We start from the raw sequence: 24,669 nt of genomic DNA, 5'->3' as shown, positions 1-24,669 counted from the left end.
AACGGCCGAAAAATTTGGGAGCACTACGCACTCCAACGGGGGCAAGCCCCCTCGCCACAACCGCCCGGCCCAATCCTGTTCCCAAAACCCTCAAGGGCTGGAACAATGCCCGCCACTTTGTAGAGCGTTAATCCGGGGGAGTTGCGGGTGCAGATTCAGGGTCATTACGAGCTTAAGTTCGAAGCGGTGCGAGAGGCGTTCGCGGCGCTGTTCGACGATCCCCAGGAACGTGGCGCAGCGTTGTGCATTCAGGTCGGCGGCGAAACCGTCCTCGATCTGTGGGCCGGCACTGCCGACAAGGACGGGACCGAGGCCTGGCACAGCGACACTATCGCCAATCTGTTCTCCTGCACCAAGACCTTTACCGCTGTCACCGCGCTGCAATTGGTGGCCGAAGGCAAGCTGCAACTGGATGCCCCGGTCGCGCGCTACTGGCCCGAATTTGCCGCTGCCGGCAAAGAGTCCGTCACCTTGCGTCAACTGCTCTGCCATCAGGCCGGCCTTCCGGCATTGCGCGAGTTACTGGCCCCCGAAGCCCTTTACGACTGGCAAACCATGGTCGACGCCCTGGCCGCCGAAACGCCGTGGTGGACGCCGGGCGAAGGCCACGGTTACGCGGCGATCACCTATGGCTGGCTGATCGGCGAATTGCTGCGCCGTGCCGACGGTCGTGGGCCGGGTGAATCCATCGTCGCGCGGGTCGCCAAACCGTTGGGGCTGGACTTCCATGTGGGCTTGGCCGACGAAGAGTTCCATCGCGTGGCCCACATTGCGCGGGGCAAGGGCAATGTCGGCGATGCCGCCGCCCAGCGCCTGCTGCAAGTGACCATGCGTGAGCCAGCGGCCATGACGACCCGGGCGTTCACCAACCCTCCGTCGATTATGACCAGCACCAACAAGCCCGAGTGGCGACGCATGCAACAGCCGGCCGCCAATGGCCATGGCAATGCCCGCAGCCTGGCCGGGTTCTATGCCGGCCTGCTCGACGGCAGCCTGCTGGAAAGCGAAATGCTCGATGAACTGACCCGCGAGCACAGCCTCGGCGAGGACAAGACTTTACTGACCCGGACCCGTTTCGGTCTGGGCTGCATGCTCGATCAACCGGACGTTGCCAATGCCACCTTCGGCCTTGGCCCGCGGGCGTTCGGTCATCCGGGTGCCGGCGGCTCCATCGGTTTTGCCGACCCGGAGCACGACGTGGCTTTCGGATTTGTGACAAATACCCTGGGGCCGTACGTCTTGATGGACCCGCGTGCGCAAAAGCTGGTGCGGGCTCTGGCCACTTGTCTGTAAAAACGGCTATCGGGTTCCAGGGCTGGAACCCGATAACCTTTTCAGTTTCAAAGTGTTTGTTTATACCGGCCAATGCGGCCTGATTTTTTTGACTTCATTCTTGTGGATATCCAATGTCATCCAATAAAACCCTCGCCTTGGCCCTGTGCTTCGCTATTACCGGTTGCGCACAGACTCCACAGAAAGACGTGACGGCACCTGTCGCCAAGACTGAAAGCGGCAGCCACTGGTACTGGCCGTTCAGTTCCGACGACAGTGCCGGCAAGCCTGTGGTCAAGCCGGAGGTGAAACCTGAAGTCAAACCGGTTGCGGTGGCCAAGGCCGGAACCGATAGCGGCAGCAAGTGGTACTGGCCGTTCGGCGGTAGCGAGCAGAGCGCCGCCAAGGCTGTGCCGATGCCCGACCCGAAAGTCACCCAGGCCTGGCTTGACGACTATGAACCGCGTCTGCGGGAGGCGGTCAAGGGCAGCAACATGCAACTCGAGCGCCGCGAAAACGTGCTGGTGGTGACTGCGCCGGTCGAAGGTTCGTTCAACCCTGATCGTCCGGCCATGCTGTTGCCGGTCACGCTCGGTCCGTTCACCCGCGTTGCCAAGATCCTTGAAGCCGATCCAAAGACTGCTGTGTTGATCCTCGGCCACAGCGATACGTCCGGCGCTGTGCCTGCCAACGTCAAACTGAGCCAGGAGCGTGCCCAGTCCGTTGCGGCGATTTTCCGTCTCAGTGGTTTGCAGCGTGATCGCTTGATGCTGCGTGGCCTGGGCGGTGATGCGCCGCGTGCCGCCAACGACAGCGTGCAAGGTCGTGCGTTGAACCGTCGCGTGGAATTGCTGGTGACCCCTCAAAACACCATGGTCGCGCTGCTGAGCAAGTACAACATGCCGGCTCCCGCCCCGGTAAGCATGGTTGCTGCCGCGGACGCCAAGCCGGTCGCCAAACCTGTGACACCGGCCCCTGCGACTAAAAAGGCTGCGGTTCCAGCGGTGAAAAAAGCTTCGGCGAAGAAAGCCCCGGCCAAGAAAACACCTGCGAAAACCGCAACACCGGCAAAAAAGACCACGCCAGCCAAAGCCTCGACGGCTGACAAGAAAGTCGCCGCCACTGATACTGCAAAGCAGTGATTCGTTAACCAAAAGGAATGCGCCATGACCCAGGGCCTGGCTGATATGCGTCGTGACTACACCCGTGATGGCTTGACCGAGGCACAAGCCCCGGCCGAGCCGTTTGCGTTGTTCCACCAATGGTTCGCCGACGCGGTGAAAACCGAACAGGTCCCGGTGGAAGCCAACGCCATGACCCTGGCCACCGTTGACCAGGACGGTCGACCGCACTGTCGCATTCTGTTGCTCAAGGGCCTGGACGAACTGGGCTTCACCTTTTTCACCAACTACGAAAGCGCCAAGGGCCAGCATCTGGCCGCGAATCCGTTCGCGGCCATGACGTTTTTCTGGCCGGCGCTCGAGCGTCAGGTGCGCATCGAAGGGCGGGTGGTGAAGGTGACGCCTGAAGAGTCCGACGCCTACTATCAGGTTCGTCCACTGGGCAGTCGCCTGGGAGCCTGGGCGTCGCCGCAGAGCCAGGTAATCGCCGATCGTAGCGAGCTCGAAGCGCTGCTCAAGGACACCGAGCAACGTTTCAGCGACACCCAGCCCCATTGCCCGGAACACTGGGGTGGTTATCGCCTGCTGCCGGAACGCATCGAATTCTGGCAGGGTCGCCCAAGCCGCCTGCACGACCGCCTCAATTACCGCCAGCAGGGCGCCGACTGGATTCTTGAACGTCTGGCACCCTGAGCAGTCTACCGATCGGGATAGCCTGCCGCAGTGGCCTCCAGCCACTTCGGCAGGTCTCGACGCTTGATCTTCTGCGCCTGAGCACTCGCCAATCGTTCGAGCATGAAGGCTTTTTTCTGCTCGTCCTTGCCCGCCAGCGCTAGCGCCAGGTCGCGGTCCATCCAGCGTTTGATCCGCGCGTACAGCCACCAATGGAAGTACAAACCGGCAACAGTCGTGACGACGATGATAAAGTAATCCATGGAAATCCTTGGCCAGTGGGGCGGCTTTGCGAATTTGCCGCTACTGTGTGAGTTCGTGGAAGCGCCTTAACGGAGCCTGAATCAAACCAATTTTACCCGGGCGATGCCGTGACAGGCGTCAAGCAGCGGAGTTTAATGAACAACTGTTTTTTTGGAGTTGATGCTATGCGTAAGTCTGTTCTGCTGGTTGCTTCCTTTTCCACGATGGCGATGTTGCTCACTGGTTGCCAATCGAGCCTGACCGGTGACTCCTACTCCCGTGACGAGGCGCGTCGCGTGCAGACCGTTCGCATGGGCACCATCGAAGCATTGCGCCCGGTGAAAATCGAAGGCACCAAAACCCCGATCGGCGGCGCTGCAGGTGCAGTGGTCGGCGGCGTTGGCGGCAGTGCCATCGGTGGCGGCAAAGGCAGCGTCGTTGCAGCGGTTATTGGTGCCGTGGCCGGTGGCCTGCTCGGTTCAGCCGCTGAAGAAGGCCTGACCCGCACCCAGGGTGTGGAAATCACCGTGCGCGAAGACGATGGCAGCATGCGCGCCTACGTTCAGGAAGTTCAGCCGAACGAAGTGTTCCGTGTTGGCGAACGTGTGCGCATCGCAAGTGTGAATGGCACTAGCCGCGTTTCGCACTAAGCGCAAACACCTGCTGAAAAACAAAAAACCCGATCAGGTGACTGATCGGGTTTTTTGTTTTTCAGCAGGTGAGTCCTGATTGATGCCGGCCGTTATGGCGGTTTATCAGGAAGCCAGCGCGCTGTTCTTGCGGCTCGCCATCGCCGTCACCACATAACCGATCAGCGCAGCCAGAATCGAACCGGTCAAGATCCCCATGCGGTCCATCCCGGCGAAATCACTCACGCCTGGCTCGAAGGCCAGCGAGCCGACAAACAGGCTCATCGTGAAACCGATGCCACAGAGAATCGCCACGCCCAGTATCTGGCCCCAATTGGCACCTTGGGGCAGGGCGGCGATACCGGTTTTCACGGCCAGCCAGGTCAGGCCGAAGACACCGACGGTCTTGCCCAGCAGCAGCCCGATGGCGATGCCCATGGGGACGTGGTGAGTGAAGCTCTCGACGGTGACACCGCTCAGGGACAGGCCGGCATTGGCAAAGGCGAACAGTGGCAGGATGCCGTAGGCGACCCACGGGTGCAGGGCATGCTCCAGGGCAAGCAGTGGCGAAGGTTCGGCATTTTTCGTGCGCAACGGAATGCAGAATGCCAGGGTCACGCCGGCCAGGGTGGCGTGGACACCGCTCTTGAGCACGCAGACCCAGAGGATCAGTCCAATGATCATGTACGGCCCGAGCTTGACCACGCCAAGCCGGTTCATCCCGATCAGCGCCGCAATACAGGTCGCGGCCAGCGCCAGAGACAGGGTCGACAGCGCGCCGGAATAGAAGATCGCAATGATGATGATCGCGCCAAGGTCGTCGATGATCGCCAGGGTCATCAGGAACAGTTTCAGCGATACCGGAACCCGTTTGCCCAGCAGCGCCAGTACGCCAAGGGCGAAGGCGATGTCGGTGGCGGTCGGGATTGCCCAGCCGTTCAGGGCGGCTGGCGTGTCGCGATTGAGGTACCAGTAGATCAACGCCGGCACCACCATGCCACCAATGGCGGCGGCACCGGGAAGGACGATTTGCGACGGTTTGGACAACTGGCCGTCGAGGACTTCGCGCTTCACTTCCAGGCCGATCAGCAGGAAGAACAGCGCCATCAGGCCGTCGTTGATCCACAGCAGCAAGGGCTTGGCGATTTTCAGTGCGCCGATCTGGGCCACCACGGGGGTGTCCAGCAGGCCGTTGTACAGCCACGACAGCGGCGAGTTGTTGATGATCAGAGCCAGAACGGCAGCGGCGATCAATAACAGACCGCTGGCAGCTTCCAACTGAAAGAAACGCGTGAAAGTGCTACGCAGAGGCAAGGTCGCTCTCCATCCATGAATTCAAAAGGTGTTACACCCTAACAAGTACCGTTAGTTGTTAAAACAAAAGTTATATTCTTTTTTGTTATATGCCGTTACAGAGTGATCCCTCGGCACCGACCTGAGCCTAGCAGTTGCCGGGCGTATTGGATTTCATCTGTACCTGTGCTGGATGCAGGATTTTTCCTAAGCTTGTTGGATGAGCCTTGTCAAAAGGCCGACTCCTGCCCGATACAACGAGAAAACCATCATGAGCGACAACCGACAGTGGTCCCGCGAAGCGATCCGGATCATCGAAGCCGATTTCCAGCGCAGCGCCGACACCCACTTGATCCCCTTGCCGCTGCCGGGTTTTCCAGGCATCGAGTTGTACTTCAAGGACGAGTCCAGCCACCCCACGGGCAGCCTCAAGCACCGCCTGGCCCGTTCGCTGTTCCTGTATGCGCTGTGTAACGGCTGGCTCAAGCCCGGTGCGCCGGTGATTGAGGCATCCAGCGGTTCGACGGCGATTTCCGAAGCGTACTTCGCGCGCATGCTGGGCTTGCCGTTCATTGCGGTGATGCCGGCGACCACGTCCAAGGAGAAGATTGCGCAGATCGCCTTCTACGGTGGCCAAAGCCACCTGGTGGACGATCCGACCCAGATCTACGCCGAGTCCGAGCGCCTGGCCCGTGAACACGACGGGCACTTCATCGACCAGTTCACCTATGCCGAACGCGCCACCGACTGGCGAGCGAACAACAACATTGCCGAGTCGATCTTTCAGCAGATGCGTTTCGAGCAGCATCCCGAACCGAGCTGGCTGATTTCCAGCCCCGGTACCGGCGGCACCACGGCCACCCTGGGCCGATACGTGCGTTATCGCCAGCATGGCACCCGCGTGCTGTGTGCCGATGCCGAGCGTTCGGTGTTCTTCGATTACTACCAGACCGGCGATGCCAGCCTGCGACTGGACCACGGCTCGCGCATCGAAGGCATCGGCCGGCCACGCGTGGAAGCGTCGTTTCTGCCCAAGGTGATCGACGCGATGGTCAAGGTACCGGATGCGTTGTCGCTGGCAGCCATGCACTACCTGGCGGAGCGTCTGGGACGGCATGTGGGCGGGTCGAGCGGGACCAACCTGATCGGCGCACTGATGGCCGCCCAGCACATGAAGTCGGCAGGGGAGACGGGGTCGATGGTGGCGATTCTGTGTGACGGCGGCGAGCGCTATGCCACGACCTATTACGATCAGGGCTGGCTCAAGGCTCAGGGGTATGAGCTGAGTGGTTTGATGGCTGCGGTGGCAGCGACGGTGGAGCGGGGTGAGCCGTTGCCGGACTCGGTTTTGCGCGCCAATATCTGAGATCTTTCAGACATTGAATACCCCTGTGGGAGCGAGCTTGCTCGCGATGGCGGCATAACATTCAACACCTATGTTGACTGATTTACCGCTATCGCGAGCAAGCTCGCTCCCACAGGGTTTTGCATTGTTTCGGGATCGCGTATCAGGCTTCCAGGCCAAGGATATCCCGAGCCACAGCCTCGGCAATGCGAATCCCGTCAACACCCGCCGACAGAATCCCGCCCGCATAACCGGCCCCTTCACCGGCCGGGAACAAGCCCTTCACGTTCAGGCTCTGCAACGACTCGTTACGGGTAATGCGCAGCGGCGACGAAGTGCGGGTCTCGATCCCGGTCAGCACTGCGTCGTGCAGCGAGTAACCACGAATCTGCTTCTCGAATGCCGGCAAGGCTTCGCGAATTGCTTCGATGGCGAATGCCGGTAGTGCCAGCGCCAGATCACCCAGGGCAACGCCCGGCTTGTAGGATGGCTCGACGCTGCCCAGTTCGGTAGACGGTTTGCCCGCGATAAAATCGCCGACCAGTTGCGCCGGGGCTTCGTAGTTGCTGCCGCCCAGCACGAATGCGTGGGACTCCAGGCGTTCCTGCAGCTCGATACCGGCCAGCGGGCCGCCCGGATAATCGACTTCCGGCGTGATGCCGACGACGATGCCGGAGTTGGCATTGCGCTCGTTACGCGAGTACTGGCTCATGCCATTGGTGACCACGCGGTTTGGCTCGGAAGTCGCCGCCACCACGGTGCCGCCCGGGCACATGCAGAAGCTGTAGACCGAACGGCCGTTCTTGGCGTGGTGCACCAGCTTGTAGTCGGCGGCGCCCAGTTTCGGGTGGCCGGCGTACTTGCCCAGGCGCGCACGGTCGATCAGCGACTGCGGGTGCTCGATGCGGAAACCCACCGAGAACGGCTTGGCTTCCATGAACACGCCACGGCCGTGAAGCATGCGGAAGGTGTCGCGGGCGCTGTGGCCGAGGGCCAGGATCACGTGTTTCGAGTGGATCTGTTCGCCGCCATTGAGTTCGACGCCGACCAGTTGGCCGCCTTCGATCAACACGTCGGTGACGCGCTGCTGGAAGCGCACTTCACCGCCCAGGGCGCGAATCTGCTCACGCATGTTTTCCACCACGCCGGTCAGACGGAACGTACCGATGTGCGGTTTGCTGACGTAGAGGATTTCTTCCGGAGCACCGGCCTTGACGAATTCGTGCAGGACTTTACGGCCGAGGAATTTCGGGTCCTTGATCTGGCTGTAGAGCTTGCCGTCGGAGAACGTCCCCGCGCCGCCTTCACCGAATTGCACGTTGGATTCCGGGTTGAGCACGCTTTTGCGCCACAGGCCCCAGGTGTCCTTGGTGCGCTGGCGTACTTCGGTGCCGCGCTCGAGGATGATCGGCTTGAAGCCCATTTGCGCCAGCAGCAGCCCGGCGAAAATCCCGCACGGGCCGAAGCCGACGACGATCGGCCGCACGCTCAGATCGGCTGGCGCCTGGCCGACTTCCTTGTAGCTGACATCCGGTGCCACGTTGACGTTACGGTCATCGGCAAACTTGTGCAGTACCGCCGCCTCATCGCGAACTTCAAGGTCGATGGTGTAGATGAAGCACAGTTCGGAGGACTTTTTGCGCGCATCGTAGCTGCGCTTGAACAAGGTGAAATCGAGCAGGTCATCGCTGGCAAGCCCTAAGCGCTGCACGATGGCAGGGCGCAGGTCTTCTTCGGGATGGTCGATCGGCAACTTGAGTTCGGTGATTCGTAACATGGCGGGATCCGGTTCGCGGGGCGCACAACTGCGCCAGGGCGTTTGAAGCCCGCGATTATAAGCCTCAAAGGCGCAGGCCCGTGAGGCTTAAACGATCAGTCGTCGCGCGATCCGCCGAAATACCCGCAGCCGCGCTGTACCTGACCGTCGATGCGCAGCTCGGCGCTCATGTGCTGGATGCTGCCGGTGCTGCTGTCGACGCAACGTTGCGGTGCAACCCACAGTTCGATGTGCTGGTTGTTGGCTTCGGTGCTGAGGTTGAAACGGCCATCGCCCAGTTGCTCCTCGACGTAAGGCACGGCCAACGGCGGCTGGCCGGCCCGGTCGAGGACCATGCCTTTGCCGCTGACTTTCACGCTCCACTCCGGGGGGTGGCCGGCGGCGCGCAGGATCAGCAGCTTGAAATTCGGATCGTCGCACGCGGTGCCCGAGCGCTCGATGCGGTACAACTGCTCCAGATCGAACTGGCCGTCACCACCGCTGCCGGCCACAACCCGCCCGCGCACGTCGGCAAACAGCTTGCCCTGTTTGTCCGCCAGGTTTGCGGCCTGCTGCAGGACGCTGGTGCCGCCCGTGTCGTTGACCACGTAGCGGTTTGTCTGGTTGCACGGCTGGAACAGCAGTTTGCCGTCCGCCGCGGTCAACTGGCCTTGCATGCGTGTCTGGCCGACATGGGAGGCGTTCTGCCGCTCACCCTCGAACAACTGGCAAGCGGCGAACAGCGGAAGCAGGGCAACGAGGACTAAGGAACGGGCAACACGCATCTTGGGGTCTCCTGACAAGTGTCGCCACGTTACTCAGGCTGATCGTTCATCACAACCGGTTATCGTCTCCACTTTGTATTGGCGCGGACGCAGGTTGCGTTTTTCCATCTTCAGATGTGAAAGGTCTGACCCGTTTGCAGGCCTTCCACACTCTTGGCGTAGGCCAAGGCCACATCCGCCGCAGGAACCGGCTTGAAGCCACGGAAGTACGGCGCGTATTTGCCCATGGCTTCAACCAGGACGTTCGGGCTGATCGAGTTCACCCGCAGGCCGCGCGGTAGCTCGATGGCGGCGGCGCGGACGAAGCTGTCCAGTGCACCGTTGACCAGCGCTGCCGAAGCGCCACTGCGAATCGGGTCGTGGCTGAGCACGCCGGTGGTGAAGGTGAACGAAGCGCCGTCATTGGCGAAGTCGCGGCCGATCAGCAGCAAATTGACCTGGCCCATCAGCTTGTCTTTCAGGCCTAGGGCAAAGCTCTCTTCGGTCATTTCGTTGAGCGGTGCGAAGGTCACGTTGCCGGCGGCACACACCAGTGCGTCGAATTTGCCGGTCTGCTCGAACAGCTTGCGAATCGAGGCGCTGTCACTGATGTCCACTTGAAAGTCGCCGCTGGTGCGACCGATGCGGATGATTTCGTGGCGTTGCGACAGTTCCTTGTCGACTGCCGAACCGATGGTGCCGCCTGCGCCGATCAAAAGAATTTTCATGGGAGCTGATCCTCGTATGGGTTGAACGAGGTTTCAGTTTAGGGTGGTTTTTTCTCCGGATAAGCGCACTAATAGGCAACCTTTGGTTTTCAAATGGAAACAATCCATGAGCGAGATGGATGACCTGGCGGCGTTCGCGGTGTTGATCGAGGCGGGGAGTTTTACCCTGGCGGCGCAGCAGCTTGGTTGCAGCAAAGGTCAGCTGTCCAAGCGCATCAGCCAGTTGGAAGCGCAGTTTTCCGTGGTGTTGTTGCAACGTACCACCCGCCGCTTGAGCCTGACCGCCGCCGGTGCTGCGTTGTTGCCCCAGGCCCAGGCGCTGGTAGTGCAAGTCGAGCGAGCCCGCCAGGCCCTGGCGCGCCTGAAGGACGACATGGCTGGCCCGGTGCGGATGACGGTACCGGTGTCGCTCGGGGAAACCTTCTTCGATGGCCTGTTGCTGGAGTTCTCGGCCAGGTATCCCCAGGTGCAGATCGAGCTGGAGCTCAACAACAGCTACCGCGAACTGTCTCGCGACGGCTTCGATCTGGCGATTCGTTCCGACGTGGCCATTGACCAGCGACTGGTGGCGCGTCCACTGCTGGCGTGGCAAGAACTGACCTGTGCCAGCCCGGCTTATCTGGAGCAATACGGTGAACCGCAAACCCCCCAGGCGCTGGCCGAGCATCGCTGCCTGCTCAACAGTCATTACAGCGGCCGCGAAGAGTGGCTGTATCACCAGCAGCACGAGTTGTTGCGGGTGCGAGTGTCGGGGCCGTTCGCCAGCAACCACTACAACCTGTTGAAGAAAGCCGCACTGGTCGGCGCCGGTATTGCGCGCCTGCCATCCTACTGTTTGCCAACAGAGCTTGCGGACGGGCGCTTGCGATGGCTGCTGCGCGATTATCAGACCCGCAGCATGCCGATGTACCTGGTGCATCCGTATCAGGGCGGTTTGCCCAAGCGCACGCAGGTACTGGCGGATTATCTGATCGGGTGGTTCAAGCGCAGTGGGGAGGTGCTGGATCGGCTGTAAATGTCCTGTGGGAGCGAGCCGGCTCGCGATGGACGTTAACGATGACGAGGGCTGTCTGAATGAACGTGGCGCCCTCCAGTTTTTCGCGAGCAAGCTCGCTCCTACAGAAGAGGGTCTGTGTGGCTATAGGGGGGGGGCATAAAAAAACGGCCCGCGAAGGCCGTTTTTCATTTACCGCAAAGGATTAGCCACCGAGGTACGCATCACGCACTTTCGGGTCGGTCAGCAGCGCTTCACCGGTGCCTGTCATCACCACCCGGCCGTTCTCCAGAACGTAGGCTCGGTCAGCGATCTTCAGCGCCTGGTTGGCGTTCTGCTCGACCAGGAACACTGTCACACCGTCCTTGCGCAGCTGTTCGATGATGTCGAAGATCTGCTGGATGATGATCGGTGCCAGGCCCAGCGATGGCTCGTCGAGCAGCAACAGCTTGGGCTTGCTCATCAGCGCACGGCCGATGGCGAGCATTTGCTGTTCGCCGCCGGACATGGTGCCGCCGCGCTGGTTGAAGCGTTCTTTCAGGCGTGGGAAAAGTCCGAGAACCTTGTCCATCTGTTCCTGATAGTCGCCCTTGGCGGTGAAGAAACCACCCATGGACAGGTTTTCTTCAACGGTCAGTCGGGAAAACACCCGACGACCTTCCGGCACCACGGCGATGCTCTTGCGCATGATCTGCGAAGAGTCCTGGCCGACCAGTTCCTCACCCATGTAGCGGATGCTGCCGCTGTGGGCGCGCGGCGAACCGCAAAGCGTCATCAGCAACGTGGACTTGCCGGCACCGTTGGCACCGATCAGGGTCACGATCTCGCCCTGGCGGACTTCGACGTTGACGCTGTGCAGGGCCTGGATCTTGCCATAGAAGGTGGAAACGTTTTCGAACTGCAGCATTTACGCTTCCCCCAGGTAGGCTTTGATCACTTCAGGATTGTCGCGGATCTGTTCCGGCGTACCGTTGGCCAGGGGCGTGCCCTGGTTGATCACGACAATGTGGTCGGAAATGCTCATGACCAGCTTCATGTCGTGTTCGATCAGCAGCACGGTGACGTTGTGCTCTTCACGCAGCATGCTGATCAGCGCCTTGAGGTCCTCGGTTTCCTTCGGGTTCAGGCCGGCAGCCGGTTCGTCGAGCATGAGGATCCGCGGGCGGGTCATCATGCAACGGGCGATTTCCAGACGACGTTGCTGACCGTAGGCCAGGGTGCCGGCCGGACGGTTGGCGAACTCCTTGAGATTGACCTTTTCCAGCCAGAATTCGGCGAAATCCATGGCCTCGCGCTCGCTTTTGCGGAACGACGGGGTCTTGAACAGGCCGGACAGGAAGTTGGTGTTCAGGTGACGATGCTGGGCGATCAAGAGGTTCTCGACCGCCGTCATGTCCTTGAACAACCGCACGTTCTGGAAGGTGCGCACCACGCCTTTGAGGGCAATCTTGTGGCCCGGCAGGCCTTCGATCGCTTCGCCGTCGAGCAGGATGCTGCCGCCGCTCGGCTTGTAGAAGCCGGTCAGGCAGTTGAACACGGTGGTCTTGCCGGCGCCGTTGGGGCCGATCAGCGCAACCACTTGTTTCTCTTTCACGCTCAAGGCTACGCCGTTGACCGCCAGCAAGCCGCCGAAGCGCATGCTCAGGTTTTCTACTTTAAGGATCTCGCGGCTCATTTGCGCAGCTCCATGTGAGGACGTTGCATGGGCAGCAGACCCTGAGGGCGCCAGATCATCATCAGTACCATCAAGGCACCGAACATCAACATGCGGTACTCACTGAACTCACGCATCATTTCCGGCAGCAGGATCATCACCACGGCAGCGAGGATCACGCCCAGCTGCGAGCCCATGCCACCCAGCACCACGATGGCGAGGATGATCGCCGACTCGATGAAGGTGAAGGACTCCGGCGTCACCAGACCCTGACGGGCAGCGAAGAAGCTACCGGCGAAACCGGCGAAGCTCGCACCCAGGGTGAAGGCCGACAGTTTGATGACGGTCGGGTTCAGGCCCAGGGCACGGCAGGCGATTTCGTCTTCACGCAACGCTTCCCAGGCGCGGCCCAAGGGCATGCGCAGCAAACGGTTGATGACGAACAGCGCACCCAGGGCAAGCAACAGCGCAACCAGGTAGAGGAAGATCACCTTGTTGATCGAGTTGTATTCCAGGCCGAAATACTCATGGAAGGTTTGCAGGCCTTCCGCGGCTTTTCGTTCGAAGGTCAGGCCGAAGAACGTTGGCTTCTCGATGTTGCTGATACCGTTCGGACCGCCAGTGAGGCCGGTCAAGTTACGCAGGAACAGACGAATGATTTCACCGAAGCCCAAGGTCACGATCGCCAGGTAGTCACCACGCAAACGCAGCACCGGGAAACCGAGCAGGAAGCCGAAGGTGGCCGCCATCAGGCCGGCGATCGGCAGGCAGATCCAGAAGCTCAGGCCGTAGTAGTGCGACAGCAGCGCGTAGCTGTAGGCGCCGACGGCATAGAAACCGACGTAACCGAGGTCGAGCAGACCGGCCAGGCCGACCACGATGTTCAGGCCGAGGCCGAGCATCACGTAGATCAGCACCAGCGTAGCGATATCGACCGCACCGCGAGAGCCGAAGAACGGCCAGACCAGGGCACCGGCGATCAGCGCGATGATGATCCAGCGCTGAGTGGTCGGCAGGGTCAGGAAGTTGCTGGCCTTGGCCGGGATCAGCGGCATGCTCGGCGAAGAGCGCCAGGCCGAGCTGATCTGCTGGTCGAACAGCACACGCAGGAACATCAGCACCGAGCACACCGCGATGGTGATCAGGGTGGCGTCGCTGGTGCCATGAACTTCGAGGTTGATGCCGACGATGGTCAGCTTCAGACCGAGTACCGGGTAGGCCACGGCCCACACCAGCAAAGCGCTGAACAGCGCCTGTTTAAGATTCCTAGTCATACCTTCTCAACCTCCGGACGGCCCAGCAGGCCGGTTGGCCGGAACAACAGCACCAGAACCAGCAGGCCGAACGCCACGACGTCCTTGTACTGGTCGCCGAAGATATCGGCACCAAAGGCTTCCGCCACACCCAGTACCAGCCCGCCGAGCATGGCGCCCGGAATACTGCCGATACCGCCCAGTACCGCGGCGGTGAAGGCCTTGAGGCCGACGAGGAAACCGGCGTTCGGGTTGATCACGCCGTATTGCATGCTCAGCAGCACGGCGGCGATGGCTGCCAGAGCCGCACCGATGACGAAGGTCAGGGCGATGATGTTGTTGGTGTTGATACCCAGCAGGTTGGCCATCTTGATGTCTTCGGCACAGGCACGGCAGGCGCGGCCCAGGCGAGAGCGGGAGATGAACAGGGTCAGGCCGAGCATGGCGACGAGAGTCACCACGAACACCACGATTTGCATGTAGGAAATCAGCACTTCATGTGCGCCACCTGGCCCAAAGGCAAAGTTGCCCGGAATCAGGTTGGGGATGGATTTGTCCTTGGAGTCTTGCGCCAGCAGAACCGTGTTCTGCAGGAAGATCGACATGCCGATGGCGGAGATCAGCGGGATCAGACGGTTGCTGCCGCGCAAAGGGCGGTAGGCGATCCGTTCGATGCTGTAGCCGTAGGCACTGGTTACAACGATGGTTGCGAGAAAAGCGGCGGTCATCAACAGCGGCACGCTGTCGAGTCCCAGCATGGCCAGCCCGGCGATGGCGATGAACGCCACGTAGGAGCCAATCATGTACACCTCGCCGTGGGCGAAGTTGATCATTCCAATGATGCCGTAGACCATCGTATAGCCGATGGCGATCAGGGCATACGTGCTGCCAATGGTCAGGCCATTAACCAGCTGTTGGAAGAAGTGATAGATGTCAGGCATTACAGCGCTCCTAAAAACCTGATACGCATTTCACTGGTGGAGTCATTTTCCCGCCCGAGCCCCGTGGATCTGCATCCACTTCGAATTCGGGGTTTGCCAGCGAACCGCTGATGACGGTTTTGAGATTTTCAGGTGGGGAGACTGGCGGATCACGCCAGCGCGGCCCAGATACGTTCGTAAAACAAAGCCCACGGCACGCCGTGGGCTTTATTGGCAGTCAGTCTGGCAACGCCTTACTGAGGCTTGGCTTCAGTTTTTGGTTTGCCGAAGTGCCACTCGTAAACCACGAATTTGAAGTCTTTCAGGTCGCCTTTCTCGTCGAAGCTCAGGTCGCCGGTAGGCGTCTTGAAGGTGCCGGCGTGGATGGCTTCAGCCACTTTGGCGGAGTCTTCGGACTTGGCAGCCTTGATGCCGTCGGCGATCACGGTCACAGCCGAGTAGGCCGGGAACACGAACGGACCGCTTGGATCTTCTTTCTTGGCTTTGAACGCATCAGCCAGGGCAACGTTGGCCGGATCCTGGTCGAAGGATTTCGGCAGGGTCACCAGCAGGCCTTCGGAAGCGTCCTTGGCGATCTGCGAAATGGAGTCGTTACCCACGCCTTCCGGACCCATGAACTTGGCTTTCAGGCCTTTTTCCGCAGACTGACGCAGGATCAGGCCCAGCTCCGGGTGGTAGCCGCCGTAGTAGACGAAATCGACGTTGGCTTGCTTGAGCTTGGCGATCATCGAGGAGAAGTCTTTGTCGCCGGCGTTGACGCCTTCGAACACGGCAACCTTGACGCCTTTGCCTTCCAGGGTTTTCTTCACGGCAGAGGCGATGCCTTCACCGTATTGCTGTTTGTCGTGCAGAACAGCAACGATCTTCGGTTTTACGAAGTCGGCAATGTAGTTACCGGCGGCAGGGCCCTGGGCGCTGTCCAGACCGATGGTGCGGAACACCATTTTGTAACCACGGGCGGTGATGTCCGGGCTGGTGGCAGCCGGGGTGATCATGATCACGCCTTCGTCTTCGTAGATGTCCGAAGCCGGTTGAGTGGAGCTGGAGCACAGGTGACCGACTACGAACTTGACGCCGTCGTTGACGACCTTGTTCGCGACTGCCACAGCTTGTTTCGGATCACAGGCGTCATCGTATTCAACGGCTTCGAGTTTCTTGCCGTCCACGCCGCCCTTGGCGTTGATTTGCTCGATGGCCATTTTGGCGCCACTGAACTGCATGTCGCCGTATTGGGCTACAGGGCCGGTCTTAGGGCCGGCGATGCCGATCTTGATGGTGTCAGCTGCGAACGAATGGCTGGCAACCCCGGCCAGAACCATAGCGGCAAACAGTTTGGAAATCTGCTTAGTAGCCTTAGTCATAGTGCTCCACTCTTACTGTTGTAGTTTTTATAGTCCTGGCGCCGAAAGCAGCAGAACCGGGTCGGATATCTGCGACATTCCCCGGAAAAGTCCCTCGGCAACTGTACCGGTACAGTGTAGAGCGCCGATTGTCAGCCTGGGAAGGCAGCGCCGGGGGACAAAACCTGCAAGTGTCGCTTTATTGAAAGTAAAAGACAGAATTGCGGCGGGGTGTTGAGGGGCTTATAGCCGTATTCAGTGCATTCCCTGGCTTTCCTGCGCTTTTCATTTCGGTCACTCAATTGCATCCGGGTTTTTCTGCCAGTCCACCGACGTTATCATTCGCGTCGATTTCTTTTCCGGACAGTCCCATGAATCAAGAACCTAGCACCCTCTATGCCAAGCTGCTTGGTGAAACCGCATCTATTACCTGGAAAGAGCTGGAGCCGTTCTTCGCCAAGGGTGCCCTATTGTGGGTCGATCCTGGCCTGGATCTGATCGCCGCCGCCGAGGCCGTTGCCCAGGATGAAGGGGAGAAAGTGGCTGCCTGGCTGGCCGCCGACAAGCTCGGCAAGCTCTCTGAAACGCGGGCGCTGGATCTTTTTGAACGTGATCCACAGCTGTGGGCCGTGGTTGTTTCGCCGTGGATTCTGATCCAGGAAAGGGCGCAGGCTTAAAAGCTTGCACCTGATTGGTGCGTTCATTTCTGAAGGAAAAGTGTGTAGCCGAGTAGCGTGATGGCATGTTGCCGTAGAGAAAGGCCACAGCCTCACGGTGACGTAAACGTAACGGGAACAGTTGGGAGGGCAACTGAACGTCTGCTCAATTGTTTCTGAATGTTGATTTGCAGTAATTCAAGGCCGCCATCGCGAGCAAGCTCGCTCCCACAGGGATCGCATTCTTTCAAACAGAACGCGGTCAACTGTGGGAGCGAGCTTGCTCGCGATAGGGGCGGTGGGTTTTCGGGTCTTGTTAAGCCGTTTTGCCCGTATGGTTATTCAACGAAATAACCTTGGTCTTGCCGATGCGGTGACGGTAGATCTCGCGCAGGTACTTGATCGATTTCTTCACGCAATCCCGGGACAGGCGGATGTCGTTGATCGAGACGAACTTGTCCTTGTCGTTGATCAGCTCACGGTACTTCTTCTCGTACATCGGCTTGATCGCGTACCAGTTGGTATCGAGGATCTTCGCCGGGTTCTCGAATTCGTTGAGTAGTTCGTCAATCCGGTCTTCATCGAACTGTTCGTTGATGATGAAGTCCAGGATCGAGTTGTCCAGGGTCTCGTCGAAGCGGTACGGGTTTTTCGCGAAGCAGCGCTTGATGAAGGCCACGATCAGCGTCAGGAAATCGTCCGACAGGCACGGGCTCTTGGCGATCAGGGTGGTCAGCGACAGGTTGGCCGAAGCACCGATCACCAGCGCGTAGCGCTTGAGCGTGGTGTTGGGGAACAGGCTGTTGAGATGAGTCTTCAACCGGTTCAAATCCATGTAGGACAGCTTGTAGTCCTTCGGCAACGAAACGATCGACACCACCGACGAGCAATTCTTGAAGAAGTGCAGGTCATGCAGGGCCGCCGCGTCGTAACCCGAGTTCTTGTACTGCTCCAGCGACGCGCGATAGCGCTTGGACTCGATCGGCAACAGGCTGATGCCCTCGATGGCCTGGGTGACCTTGTTGAAGTGCGGCAGGTCGATCGAGCGGAAGAACAGGTCGTCGATGTTCAGGCGTTGCGGCTCTTTCTCGAACACCTTGAATTTGTCGCTGCTCGGCGCCGGGGTTTCCGGCACCACGGACTCGGCGTAGGCAATCGCCACCGGACCGGCCAGGCTCATGAACAGGTCGTTGGCGTCCAGGCGGATGGTTTCGCCGATGTCGATGCCGGCGCGACGGAAATAGTTCTGGTCGTAGTCGGTGGTCACCGCCTGGGCCGTCAGAATGTTGAAGATCTGCTGCGAGATGTATTGGTTGGCATGCTTTTCCATGGCATTGACATCAATGTTCTGGATATTGCCGTCATCGTTCTCTTCGGCGTAACGCATGATGTCGTTGGAGATCAGCATCATCGCGTTCCATGGGCGGATGCGGCCCATGACGCTGGCTTCGCTGCTGTCTTCGTTGGCGAAGTTGTAGGAGAAGTCCCACTCTTCCGACAGGTATTTGCACAACAGGCGACCGGCGTTGATGTGCAGCGCCTCGGACATTTCACTGCGGTGATCTGAAATGTTCGGCAGTACACAGATGCCACTGGTGAAGATCGGCTCGAAGACGAAGGAGTGACCGCTCTTGCTGTCGTGCTCGTCCATCGGCTTGGTGTCGAACGTCTTGTTCATGTACGAGTGCTGCTGGGCCAGGCCGAACTCCGAGGCCATGCCCGAACCGGTACCGCCACCGGCACTGAAGATCGAGAAATACAGGCGCGACTGGTTGGCCTTGATGCCGCAGCTGTCGATCAGGTACGAGTGAATCATTTTCCAGTCGGGGCTGGAGAAGCGTTGGGTGTCCTTGTTCAGGATGATCTTGGCCAGGTACTGGCCGAGGATCGGCGCGTTACCGGCGCCACCGGCGTGGACTTCCGACAGGTCCATGATCTTCATCTTGCTGTAGTCGCGCAGAAAGCCGCTTTTTTCGCCCTTGCGCGAGAAACGGATGCGCCCGGCGATGTCCTTGTCCAGGTCGCCGAGCATCACCAGCGGCTCGACCAGAAACACCGGCTTGGTGTTTTTGTTCTGGCCCAGGCGCAGGTTGTTGCGGATCCACTGGGCCGGGCTGTAACCCTTTTCGGCAAAGCGCTTGTCCGGCGACAGGCGATCTTCGTTATTGAATTCATTGAGGTAGAACTTGCGGGCGTTGTACACCAGTTCCGCCACGTCCAGCGCAATGTTCGAGCCACAGCGGCCCAGGCCGATCAGGCATACCGACGGGAATTCCTGATCGCTGTGCTGTTCGCTGTCGCCCTCCAGGTGCGGTGCGCGCGGGAACACCATGTCGCGCAGGCCGTCGAGGTTGTCGAGGATGCGGTCGGTGTTGGTTTCGGTGAAGTACAGGTATTGCTGGGTCGCCAACGGGCGCGATTGAATCAATGGCTTAGGTGATGACGGGCTGTTGGCCGCGGGGCTCAACGTCAGATCGGTTACCGCAGTGGCCGGGTTGTTTTTAGAAGTCATAGTTCGCCATCTACCTGGGCTGATTGGTTGGCCGACTCACTGTCGTCGAACCGTCACGGAATACAATCGCGTCTTTTTTCAGCGCGTACTTGGACCATGCCTTGGTCTTTAGCCTGAGCATTGCTCGGAGTGAATCCTTTCCTGAGTCATGATGAATCGGCCAATATTCGGTGATCTTTAATCAAGAAGAGGCAAAATGATGTCAACGCTACCTTCGCTAGGGTTTGCCGGGATCGGCCTGATGGGGCTGCCGATGTGCCGGCGCCTGCTGGCCGCGGGTTATCCGCTGGCGGTATGGAATCGCAATCCGGACAAGTGCAAGCCGCTGGTGGAGGCCGGCGCGCGCCAGGTCGCCAGCCCGGCTGAACTGTGCCAGTACGCTGACGTGGTGATGCTGTGCCTGGCCGATACCTCGGTCGTACGCGAGGTGGTGTTTGGTCCGGCAGGTGTTGTGGAGGGCGCCAAAAAAGGCCAGCTGCTGGTGGATTTCTCCAGCCTGGAGCCCAACGCTACGCGGGAAATGGCTGCAGAACTTGCCGCTAAAACCGGCATGGGCTGGCTCGATACGCCGGTGTCCGGTGGCGTGGTCGGTGCCGAGGCTGGAAGCCTGGCGATCATGGTCGGCGGTGAGCTACAGGATCTGGAGCGGGTCCGGCCTGTCCTGTTGAGCCTGGGGCAGCGTGTGACGCATATGGGCGGCGTCGGCGCGGGGCAGGTGACCAAGGCGTGCAATCAGATGATCGTCGCCTGCAATGCATTGGTGATTGCCGAAGTGGTCGCGTTGGCGGAGCGTTCGGGGGTTGATGCCAGCCTGATCGCCGAAGCGCTGGCCGGCGGCTTTGCCGATTCGAAACCCTTGCAGATCCTGGCCCCACAGATGGCGCAAAACCGTTTCGAGCCGGTCAAATGGCACGTACGGACGTTACTCAAGGATCTGGATACAGCAGTGAAGTTTTCCCGTGAACAAGGCTCGGCGACACCGATCAGCGGTCTGGCCGCGCAGTTGATGCGCCTGCATGGGAGTCAGGGGTTTCTTGAAAAGGACCCGTCTACATTAGTACAGATGTACCGTGAACCAGGCTCAGCGTCGTGACGGTGTAGGCGTGCTTGCGCTGGTTGATTTCGTTCAGCACCGGATGCAGTTCGGCCAGCGGCACCGGCCGACTCAGCAGATAGCCCTGAACGAAGTCACAGCCATGGTCTTCCAGGAACTGGTACTGCTCGAAGGTTTCGACCCCTTCGGTGACCACTTGCAGGTGCAGGGTATGGGCCATGACGATAATCGCCTGGACGATTTCCATATCCTGGGTCGCCTTGGGAATGTCCTGGATGAACGAGCGGTCGATTTTCAGCGTGTTGAGCGGCAAGCGCTTGAGGTAGGCCAAGGATGAATAGCCGGTGCCGAAGTCATCGATCGACAGCGAAACGCCGAGGGCGCGTATCTGGCGCAGCAGCACCAGGGTGTCGGCGATATTGCCCATCAAGGCGTTTTCGGTGACCTCCAGTTCCAGACGGTGGGGCTCCACACCGGAGGCCCGCAATGCGTACTCGATTTCATCGGCCAGTTCTTCGCGCGCCAGGTTCAGGGGCGAGCAGTTCACGGCGATCTTCAGGTCATCACAGCCTTGGCGCGACAACTCGCCCAGATCCTCGCAGGCCTTGCGCAGCACCCAGTTGTCCAGCTCGGCGATCAGGCCATTGGCTTCGGCGATGGCGATAAAACGATCCGGTACGAGGAAACCGTGGACCGGGTGTTGCCAGCGGATCAAGGCTTCGAGCTTGCTCACCTGACCGGTCTTGAGGTCATAGATGGGCTGGTAATAGAGCATCAGGCCGGTGTCTTCACGCAGGGCGTGGCGCAACTCTTCTTCCAGTTGCAGCTCGAGTGTGGCGCGGGTTTTCAGGTCTGCACTGAAAAAACTCAGCCCGTTCCGGCCGCCACCCTTGGATTGATACAGCGCCAGATCGGCGTTTTTCAACAGTTCCTCGCAGGTCTTGCCGTCTTCCGGAAACAGGCTGATGCCGATGCTGGTGGTCATGACCATGCGCCTGCCGGCCAACTCGATGGGCTCCTTCATTTTCAGCATGATGCGTTGGGCCATCTGCCGCGCTTCGTCACGATCACGCAGGTCGATGAGCAGGCAGAACTCGTCGCCGCCGAAGCGAGCGACCACATCCTCATGACTGCGAACAGAGCTCTTGATGTGCCCGGCAAGCACTTTGAGCAGTTCGTCACCGGCATCGTGGCCAAGGCTGTCGTTGATCCGCTTGAAATGGTCGATGTCCAGGAACATGACCGCCAGCATCCCGCCTTTGTTGGTTTTCTCGATGAGTTTTTCAGCGAAGACCTGGTTGAACCCGCGGCGGTTGATCAGGTTGGTCAGCGCATCGTAGTTCGCCAGCTGTTGCAGCGACATGCGCGCCTGGTCAAGCTGGCTTAGCAGGGAGTTGACCCGTTGCAGGTCGTGGTCCTTGTGTTGCAGCTTCTTGTCCGCCAGTGCCGCGCTGATGCTGCTGCCGATGATCAGCAGGGTGATGACCGTCACGGTCAGCGCCAGTTGCAGATGGCGATGTTCGCCGGTTTGCGCTGGCAGGCTGTCGCTGGGCATCACCATGTTGAAGGCGGCCATGGCAGTGAGGTGCATACCGAGGATGCCCGCCCCGAGCACCAGGCTGGCGCCGAATTTGAAAAGCTGATGCAGCATGCCTGCACCGTCGCGCAGATACCATGCCAGCAACAAGGCGGCCAGCGCGGCACCGATCGCGATCGCGATGGAAAGGGCGAACAGGCCCGGATGGTAATAGACCGAGGCATTGGAGTGCATGGCCGTCATGCCCACGTAATGCATGGTCGCGATACCCAGGCCGATCCCGACCGATGACGTGAGGCACTGTCGAAAACTCAGCTCAGGAAGGCTGAGGGTACGCATCGCCAGCCATGCGGCGAACAGCGCGATGGTTAGCGAGAACACCGTGACAGGCAGTTGGTAGTGAAGATCGATAGGTGCCTGGAATGCCAGCATCCCGACGAAATGCATGGCCCAGATGCCGCCGGCCAGGCATCCGCTGCCCACCCAGCGCCAGAGCGTTTGGGACGCGGATTTTTCAGCGTGAGCAACCCGTTCGGCCATGTCCAGTGTCGCGAAACCGCCGACACAGGCGACCAGATAAGCCAGCAGCACCAGAAACGGGTCATGTGTGCAATTAAGTATGACCTGCCCAGTCTCTGGTAGCTCGGTAATGAAATGCAAACCAAGCCACTCCATAGCATGCCCCATCGTTAAGCTTCAGGTCGGCGCAAGGAGCGTCGGCGAATGTCGTGGAGTATAGAGGGCGTGGGTGGAGCGCAAGCGGTAGTGGCACATTGATGCCAATTTTTTTGATATTAGCCTAATAGCGATTAGTGCTATGACTCAGGCGATTTGCTTCTGAGGCGTCTCGAACGCGGGTTGCAGGGCCGGCAAGCCGAAAGCGGCACGGGCCGCGTCGCAATCGGGATTTGCCAGGCCGTCGACCCACGAAGCGTCGAACTCCCGACAGGTGCTGGAGCGTTTTTCGTAAATGGAGCACTGCACCGTACTGCCCACGTCTCCGACCAGGCTGGTGCAGCGCACGGGTTTGCAGTCGGTTCCGAGCATCGCGACCCGACTGGGGCTGATCTGCTCGACAAGCTCATCGGGTACCGTCCCCCCGGACGAGGCGCATTCACCCCAGAAAAATGACACGCGAAAATGAGAACAGCAGGCACCGCAATTCAGACACGGACTGGCTTCGGACATGGGCGATTATCTAAGGAGGAGTGGAGACACAGGGGGGGAAACAAGGCCGCTATTCTAGGCTTCGCCAACGGCTTGGGAAGGGGGGCTGAAAGGTATTTTTCATCGGTCGGACGGACTGCGAAATACCCGTCCCGCGAAAGCTCCTACAGATTGCGTCCCATGGGTTGGTATCAGCCTGGCGAATAATGAAAGACAGGCGCGGCCGGCCTGTCTAGATTGCAAAGTCCGGGGGCAGTGACGCCCCAAAAACAATAAAAGAGACGGACCCATGCAGAACTCGACCCAAGCGGCCAATGCCTGGCGCATTCTGTTCCTGTTGTTCCTGGCCAATCTGTTCAATTTTTTCGACCGCACCATCCCGGCCATCATCATCGAGCCCATTCGCATGGAATGGCACCTCAGTGATTTCCAGTTGGGGATCATCGGGACGGCATTCACCATCGTCTACGCCATTGCCGGCTTGCCGCTGGGGCGCATGGCCGATACCGGATCGCGCAGCAAGCTGATGGGTTGGGGGCTGGCGGTATGGAGCGGGTTGACCGCCGTCAACGGCATGGTGGGCAGTTTCTGGAGCTTCCTGATCGTGCGCATGGGCATCGGCATCGGCGAGGCCAGTTACGCGCCAGCCGCCAACTCGCTGATCGGCGACTTGTTTCCGGCGCACCGTCGGGCGCGGGCCATGGGGATCTTCATGCTGGGGCTGCCCTTGGGGCTGTTGCTGGCGTTCTTCACCATTGGCGCGATGGTCAAGGCCTTCGATAGCTGGCGCGCACCGTTCTTTATCGCGGCGGTGCCCGGGCTGATCCTGGCGATCTTCATGTTTTTCATCAAGGAACCGAAGCGCGGCGCTGCCGAGAGCGTTCAGGTTTCGCAGGAAAAAATCGATCGGCCGATCCGTCGGGTATTGGCAGTGCCAACCTTCCTGTGGCTGGTGATGGCCGGCCTGTGTTTCAACTTCGCCACCTATGCTTGTAACTCGTTTCTGGTGCCGATGCTGCAACGCTACTTCCTCATGCCGTTGCAGGATGCCGCAGTGGCGACCGGGGTTATTGTCGGTGTGACCGGGCTGGTCGGCCTGACCCTCGGTGGCTGGATCGCGGACAAGATTCACCAGCGCATCGCCAACGGACGGCTTTTGTTTGCCGCCTTCAGCCTGGTGATTTCGACGGTCTGCACCGCGTGGGCGCTGCATTCCGGGCGAATCGAGATCGGTGTGTTTGTCGCGGTATTCAGTATGGGCTGGCTGTTCGCCTACAACTTTTATACCTGCGTGTACACGGCGATTCAGGATGTGGTCGAGCCTCGGTTGCGGGCAACGGCGATGGCGCTGTTCTTTGCCGGGCTGTACCTGTTGGGCGGTGGCCTGGGGCCGGTGGTGGTCGGGGCATTGTCGGATCACTTCGCCCACACGGCGATGCTTGCGGCGGGCGCGGAGCAAATGACTGAGGCGTTTAAAGCGGTCGGCCTGCATGACGCGATGTACCTGATACCGGTGGCGTTGTTGCTCACCGTGGTGTTTCTGTTCCTGGCTTCGCGGTGTTTTGTGAGGGACGCCAAGCGGATGAAGGACGGGTTGGTGGCGGTGGTTGAGCCTGACAGTTCTGCGGTGACTGCTTAACCGCTATCGCGAGCAAGCTCGCTCCCACAGGTATCTCATAGGCACTGAAGATCCAATGTGGGAGCGAGCTTGCTCGCGATGAGGTCATCAGCAGCACTA

22 protein-coding genes are annotated in these 24,669 nt (G+C 59.9%); 9 read left to right on the top strand and 13 right to left on the bottom strand.

The genetic code is table 11. The features are described 5' to 3' along the window. Positions 1-147 precede the first annotated feature (147 nt). The 3 genes from J4D25_RS08810 (at position 148) to pdxH (ending at position 3,086) form a co-directional block, all read left to right on the top strand. Positions 148-1,293 carry a serine hydrolase domain-containing protein gene (locus J4D25_RS08810; protein WP_057716115.1) on the top strand — a complete coding sequence of 382 codons (1,146 nt, stop codon included), beginning with the start codon at positions 148-150 and terminating at the stop codon, positions 1,291-1,293. A 113-nt stretch (positions 1,294-1,406) separates the two neighbouring features. After that, entirely contained in the window at positions 1,407-2,414 is a 1,008-nt protein-coding gene (locus tag J4D25_RS08805) for an OmpA family protein (RefSeq protein WP_057716114.1), read from the top strand. A gap of 24 nt (positions 2,415-2,438) precedes the next feature. Further along, on the top strand, positions 2,439-3,086 hold the full coding sequence (pdxH, locus tag J4D25_RS08800; protein ID WP_057716113.1) for a pyridoxamine 5'-phosphate oxidase: 648 nt from the start codon (positions 2,439-2,441) through the stop codon (positions 3,084-3,086). Between the two features lie 5 nt (positions 3,087-3,091). Here the strand turns inward: pdxH and J4D25_RS08795 are convergent, their stop codons facing one another. Beyond that, positions 3,092-3,328 (bottom strand): hypothetical protein, encoded by a 237-nt coding sequence (locus J4D25_RS08795; RefSeq protein WP_057716112.1) that lies wholly within the window; start codon positions 3,326-3,328, stop codon positions 3,092-3,094. A gap of 165 nt (positions 3,329-3,493) precedes the next feature. On the opposite strand from J4D25_RS08795, the gene J4D25_RS08790 reads away from it, so the two are divergent. After that, the gene (locus tag J4D25_RS08790) at positions 3,494-3,958 is read left to right on the top strand and encodes a glycine zipper 2TM domain-containing protein (RefSeq protein WP_057716111.1); all 465 of its coding nucleotides are present in this window, start codon (positions 3,494-3,496) and stop codon (positions 3,956-3,958) included. Positions 3,959-4,063: 105 nt separating this feature from the next. On the opposite strand, the gene nhaA is transcribed toward J4D25_RS08790, so the two are convergent. Further along, on the bottom strand, positions 4,064-5,251 hold the full coding sequence (nhaA, locus tag J4D25_RS08785) for a Na+/H+ antiporter NhaA (RefSeq protein ID WP_057716110.1): 1,188 nt from the start codon (positions 5,249-5,251) through the stop codon (positions 4,064-4,066). 247 nt (positions 5,252-5,498) lie between these two features. On the opposite strand from nhaA, the gene J4D25_RS08780 reads away from it, so the two are divergent. Next, complete coding sequence (locus tag J4D25_RS08780; protein ID WP_198530270.1) at positions 5,499-6,596, top strand: PLP-dependent cysteine synthase family protein; 1,098 nt, start codon at positions 5,499-5,501, stop codon at positions 6,594-6,596. A gap of 142 nt (positions 6,597-6,738) precedes the next feature. Here J4D25_RS08780 and J4D25_RS08775 read toward each other — a convergent pair whose 3' ends face one another. From J4D25_RS08775 to J4D25_RS08765, 3 genes are all read right to left on the bottom strand, one after another. Further along, on the bottom strand, positions 6,739-8,352 hold the full coding sequence (locus tag J4D25_RS08775; protein WP_057716108.1) for an NAD(P)/FAD-dependent oxidoreductase: 1,614 nt from the start codon (positions 8,350-8,352) through the stop codon (positions 6,739-6,741). A 95-nt stretch (positions 8,353-8,447) separates the two neighbouring features. Next, on the bottom strand, positions 8,448-9,116 hold the full coding sequence (locus J4D25_RS08770) for a COG3650 family protein (RefSeq protein ID WP_057716107.1): 669 nt from the start codon (positions 9,114-9,116) through the stop codon (positions 8,448-8,450). Positions 9,117-9,226: 110 nt separating this feature from the next. After that, a complete protein-coding gene (locus J4D25_RS08765) occupies positions 9,227-9,823 on the bottom strand; it encodes a short chain dehydrogenase (protein ID WP_057716106.1) in 597 nt (198 codons plus the stop codon). A gap of 106 nt (positions 9,824-9,929) precedes the next feature. Here J4D25_RS08765 and J4D25_RS08760 point away from each other — a divergent pair, with 106 nt between their 5' ends. Then, a complete protein-coding gene (locus J4D25_RS08760; protein WP_057716105.1) occupies positions 9,930-10,838 on the top strand; it encodes a LysR family transcriptional regulator in 909 nt (302 codons plus the stop codon). A gap of 184 nt (positions 10,839-11,022) precedes the next feature. On the opposite strand, the gene J4D25_RS08755 is transcribed toward J4D25_RS08760, so the two are convergent. The 5 genes from J4D25_RS08755 to J4D25_RS08735 all read right to left on the bottom strand — a co-directional run bounded on the left by J4D25_RS08755 (position 11,023) and on the right by J4D25_RS08735 (position 16,026). Next, positions 11,023-11,724: an ABC transporter ATP-binding protein gene (locus tag J4D25_RS08755; protein ID WP_057716104.1), complete on the bottom strand. Its 702-nt coding sequence runs from the start codon at positions 11,722-11,724 to the stop codon at positions 11,023-11,025. After that, positions 11,725-12,492, bottom strand: a complete 768-nt coding sequence (gene livG / locus J4D25_RS08750; protein WP_057716103.1) for a high-affinity branched-chain amino acid ABC transporter ATP-binding protein LivG — start codon at positions 12,490-12,492, stop codon at positions 11,725-11,727. After that, positions 12,489-13,745, bottom strand: coding sequence for a high-affinity branched-chain amino acid ABC transporter permease LivM (locus J4D25_RS08745; RefSeq protein WP_057716102.1), 1,257 nt, complete (start codon positions 13,743-13,745; stop codon positions 12,489-12,491). Before J4D25_RS08745 ends, livG begins: the two co-directional genes overlap by 4 nt. Continuing rightward, complete coding sequence (gene livH, locus J4D25_RS08740) at positions 13,742-14,665, bottom strand: high-affinity branched-chain amino acid ABC transporter permease LivH (protein WP_007947264.1); 924 nt, start codon at positions 14,663-14,665, stop codon at positions 13,742-13,744. The genes J4D25_RS08745 and livH overlap by 4 nt, the downstream gene beginning before the upstream one ends. Before the next feature lie 233 nt (positions 14,666-14,898). Then, positions 14,899-16,026, bottom strand: a complete 1,128-nt coding sequence (locus tag J4D25_RS08735) for a branched-chain amino acid ABC transporter substrate-binding protein (RefSeq protein WP_046816661.1) — start codon at positions 16,024-16,026, stop codon at positions 14,899-14,901. Between the two features lie 350 nt (positions 16,027-16,376). Between J4D25_RS08735 and J4D25_RS08730 the strand changes: the two genes are divergently transcribed. Continuing rightward, positions 16,377-16,682 (top strand): DUF2288 domain-containing protein, encoded by a 306-nt coding sequence (locus J4D25_RS08730; protein WP_008052913.1) that lies wholly within the window; start codon positions 16,377-16,379, stop codon positions 16,680-16,682. Between the two features lie 295 nt (positions 16,683-16,977). Here the strand turns inward: J4D25_RS08730 and J4D25_RS08725 are convergent, their stop codons facing one another. Then, positions 16,978-19,173 (bottom strand): hypothetical protein, encoded by a 2,196-nt coding sequence (locus J4D25_RS08725; protein WP_057716101.1) that lies wholly within the window; start codon positions 19,171-19,173, stop codon positions 16,978-16,980. 196 nt (positions 19,174-19,369) lie between these two features. Between J4D25_RS08725 and J4D25_RS08720 the strand changes: the two genes are divergently transcribed. Then, complete coding sequence (locus tag J4D25_RS08720; protein ID WP_057716100.1) at positions 19,370-20,266, top strand: NAD(P)-dependent oxidoreductase; 897 nt, start codon at positions 19,370-19,372, stop codon at positions 20,264-20,266. Here J4D25_RS08720 and J4D25_RS08715 read toward each other — a convergent pair. Both J4D25_RS08715 and J4D25_RS08710 read right to left on the bottom strand, forming a co-directional pair. Beyond that, positions 20,223-22,439: a putative bifunctional diguanylate cyclase/phosphodiesterase gene (locus J4D25_RS08715; protein ID WP_371319452.1), complete on the bottom strand. Its 2,217-nt coding sequence runs from the start codon at positions 22,437-22,439 to the stop codon at positions 20,223-20,225. The genes J4D25_RS08720 and J4D25_RS08715 overlap by 44 nt on opposite strands. A gap of 147 nt (positions 22,440-22,586) precedes the next feature. Continuing rightward, positions 22,587-22,952 carry a YkgJ family cysteine cluster protein gene (locus tag J4D25_RS08710; RefSeq protein WP_057716098.1) on the bottom strand — a complete coding sequence of 122 codons (366 nt, stop codon included), beginning with the start codon at positions 22,950-22,952 and terminating at the stop codon, positions 22,587-22,589. 268 nt (positions 22,953-23,220) lie between these two features. Here J4D25_RS08710 and J4D25_RS08705 point away from each other — a divergent pair, with 268 nt between their 5' ends. Next, on the top strand, positions 23,221-24,570 hold the full coding sequence (locus J4D25_RS08705) for an MFS transporter (protein ID WP_057716097.1): 1,350 nt from the start codon (positions 23,221-23,223) through the stop codon (positions 24,568-24,570). Positions 24,571-24,669: the final 99 nt, after the last annotated feature.

This window comes from Pseudomonas sp. GW456-L13 (genome assembly GCF_017350115.1).
GTDB lineage: Bacteria > Pseudomonadota > Gammaproteobacteria > Pseudomonadales > Pseudomonadaceae > Aquipseudomonas > Aquipseudomonas jessenii.
This window is presented reverse-complemented; position numbering and strand designations above follow the sequence as displayed.

Excerpts from the sequence above, each read along its gene's own strand:
- J4D25_RS08805 (WP_057716114.1), top strand. The coding sequence starts at position 1,407 with ATGTCATCCAATAAAACCCTCGCCTTGGCCCTGTGCTTCGCTATTACC.
- pdxH (WP_057716113.1), top strand. The coding sequence starts at position 2,439 with ATGACCCAGGGCCTGGCTGATATGCGTCGTGACTACACCCGTGATGGC.
- J4D25_RS08795 (WP_057716112.1), bottom strand. The coding sequence starts at position 3,328 with ATGGATTACTTTATCATCGTCGTCACGACTGTTGCCGGTTTGTACTTC.
- J4D25_RS08790 (WP_057716111.1), top strand. The coding sequence starts at position 3,494 with ATGCGTAAGTCTGTTCTGCTGGTTGCTTCCTTTTCCACGATGGCGATG.
- J4D25_RS08775 (WP_057716108.1), bottom strand. The coding sequence starts at position 8,352 with ATGTTACGAATCACCGAACTCAAGTTGCCGATCGACCATCCCGAAGAA.
- J4D25_RS08770 (WP_057716107.1), bottom strand. The coding sequence starts at position 9,116 with ATGCGTGTTGCCCGTTCCTTAGTCCTCGTTGCCCTGCTTCCGCTGTTC.
- J4D25_RS08765 (WP_057716106.1), bottom strand. The coding sequence starts at position 9,823 with ATGAAAATTCTTTTGATCGGCGCAGGCGGCACCATCGGTTCGGCAGTC.
- J4D25_RS08760 (WP_057716105.1), top strand. The coding sequence starts at position 9,930 with ATGAGCGAGATGGATGACCTGGCGGCGTTCGCGGTGTTGATCGAGGCG.
- J4D25_RS08755 (WP_057716104.1), bottom strand. The coding sequence starts at position 11,724 with ATGCTGCAGTTCGAAAACGTTTCCACCTTCTATGGCAAGATCCAGGCC.
- livG (WP_057716103.1), bottom strand. The coding sequence starts at position 12,492 with ATGAGCCGCGAGATCCTTAAAGTAGAAAACCTGAGCATGCGCTTCGGC.
- J4D25_RS08745 (WP_057716102.1), bottom strand. The coding sequence starts at position 13,745 with ATGACTAGGAATCTTAAACAGGCGCTGTTCAGCGCTTTGCTGGTGTGG.
- livH (WP_007947264.1), bottom strand. The coding sequence starts at position 14,665 with ATGCCTGACATCTATCACTTCTTCCAACAGCTGGTTAATGGCCTGACC.
- J4D25_RS08735 (WP_046816661.1), bottom strand. The coding sequence starts at position 16,026 with ATGACTAAGGCTACTAAGCAGATTTCCAAACTGTTTGCCGCTATGGTT.
- J4D25_RS08730 (WP_008052913.1), top strand. The coding sequence starts at position 16,377 with ATGAATCAAGAACCTAGCACCCTCTATGCCAAGCTGCTTGGTGAAACC.
- J4D25_RS08725 (WP_057716101.1), bottom strand. The coding sequence starts at position 19,173 with ATGACTTCTAAAAACAACCCGGCCACTGCGGTAACCGATCTGACGTTG.
- J4D25_RS08720 (WP_057716100.1), top strand. The coding sequence starts at position 19,370 with ATGATGTCAACGCTACCTTCGCTAGGGTTTGCCGGGATCGGCCTGATG.
- J4D25_RS08715 (WP_371319452.1), bottom strand. The coding sequence starts at position 22,439 with ATGGAGTGGCTTGGTTTGCATTTCATTACCGAGCTACCAGAGACTGGG.
- J4D25_RS08710 (WP_057716098.1), bottom strand. The coding sequence starts at position 22,952 with ATGTCCGAAGCCAGTCCGTGTCTGAATTGCGGTGCCTGCTGTTCTCAT.
- J4D25_RS08705 (WP_057716097.1), top strand. The coding sequence starts at position 23,221 with ATGCAGAACTCGACCCAAGCGGCCAATGCCTGGCGCATTCTGTTCCTG.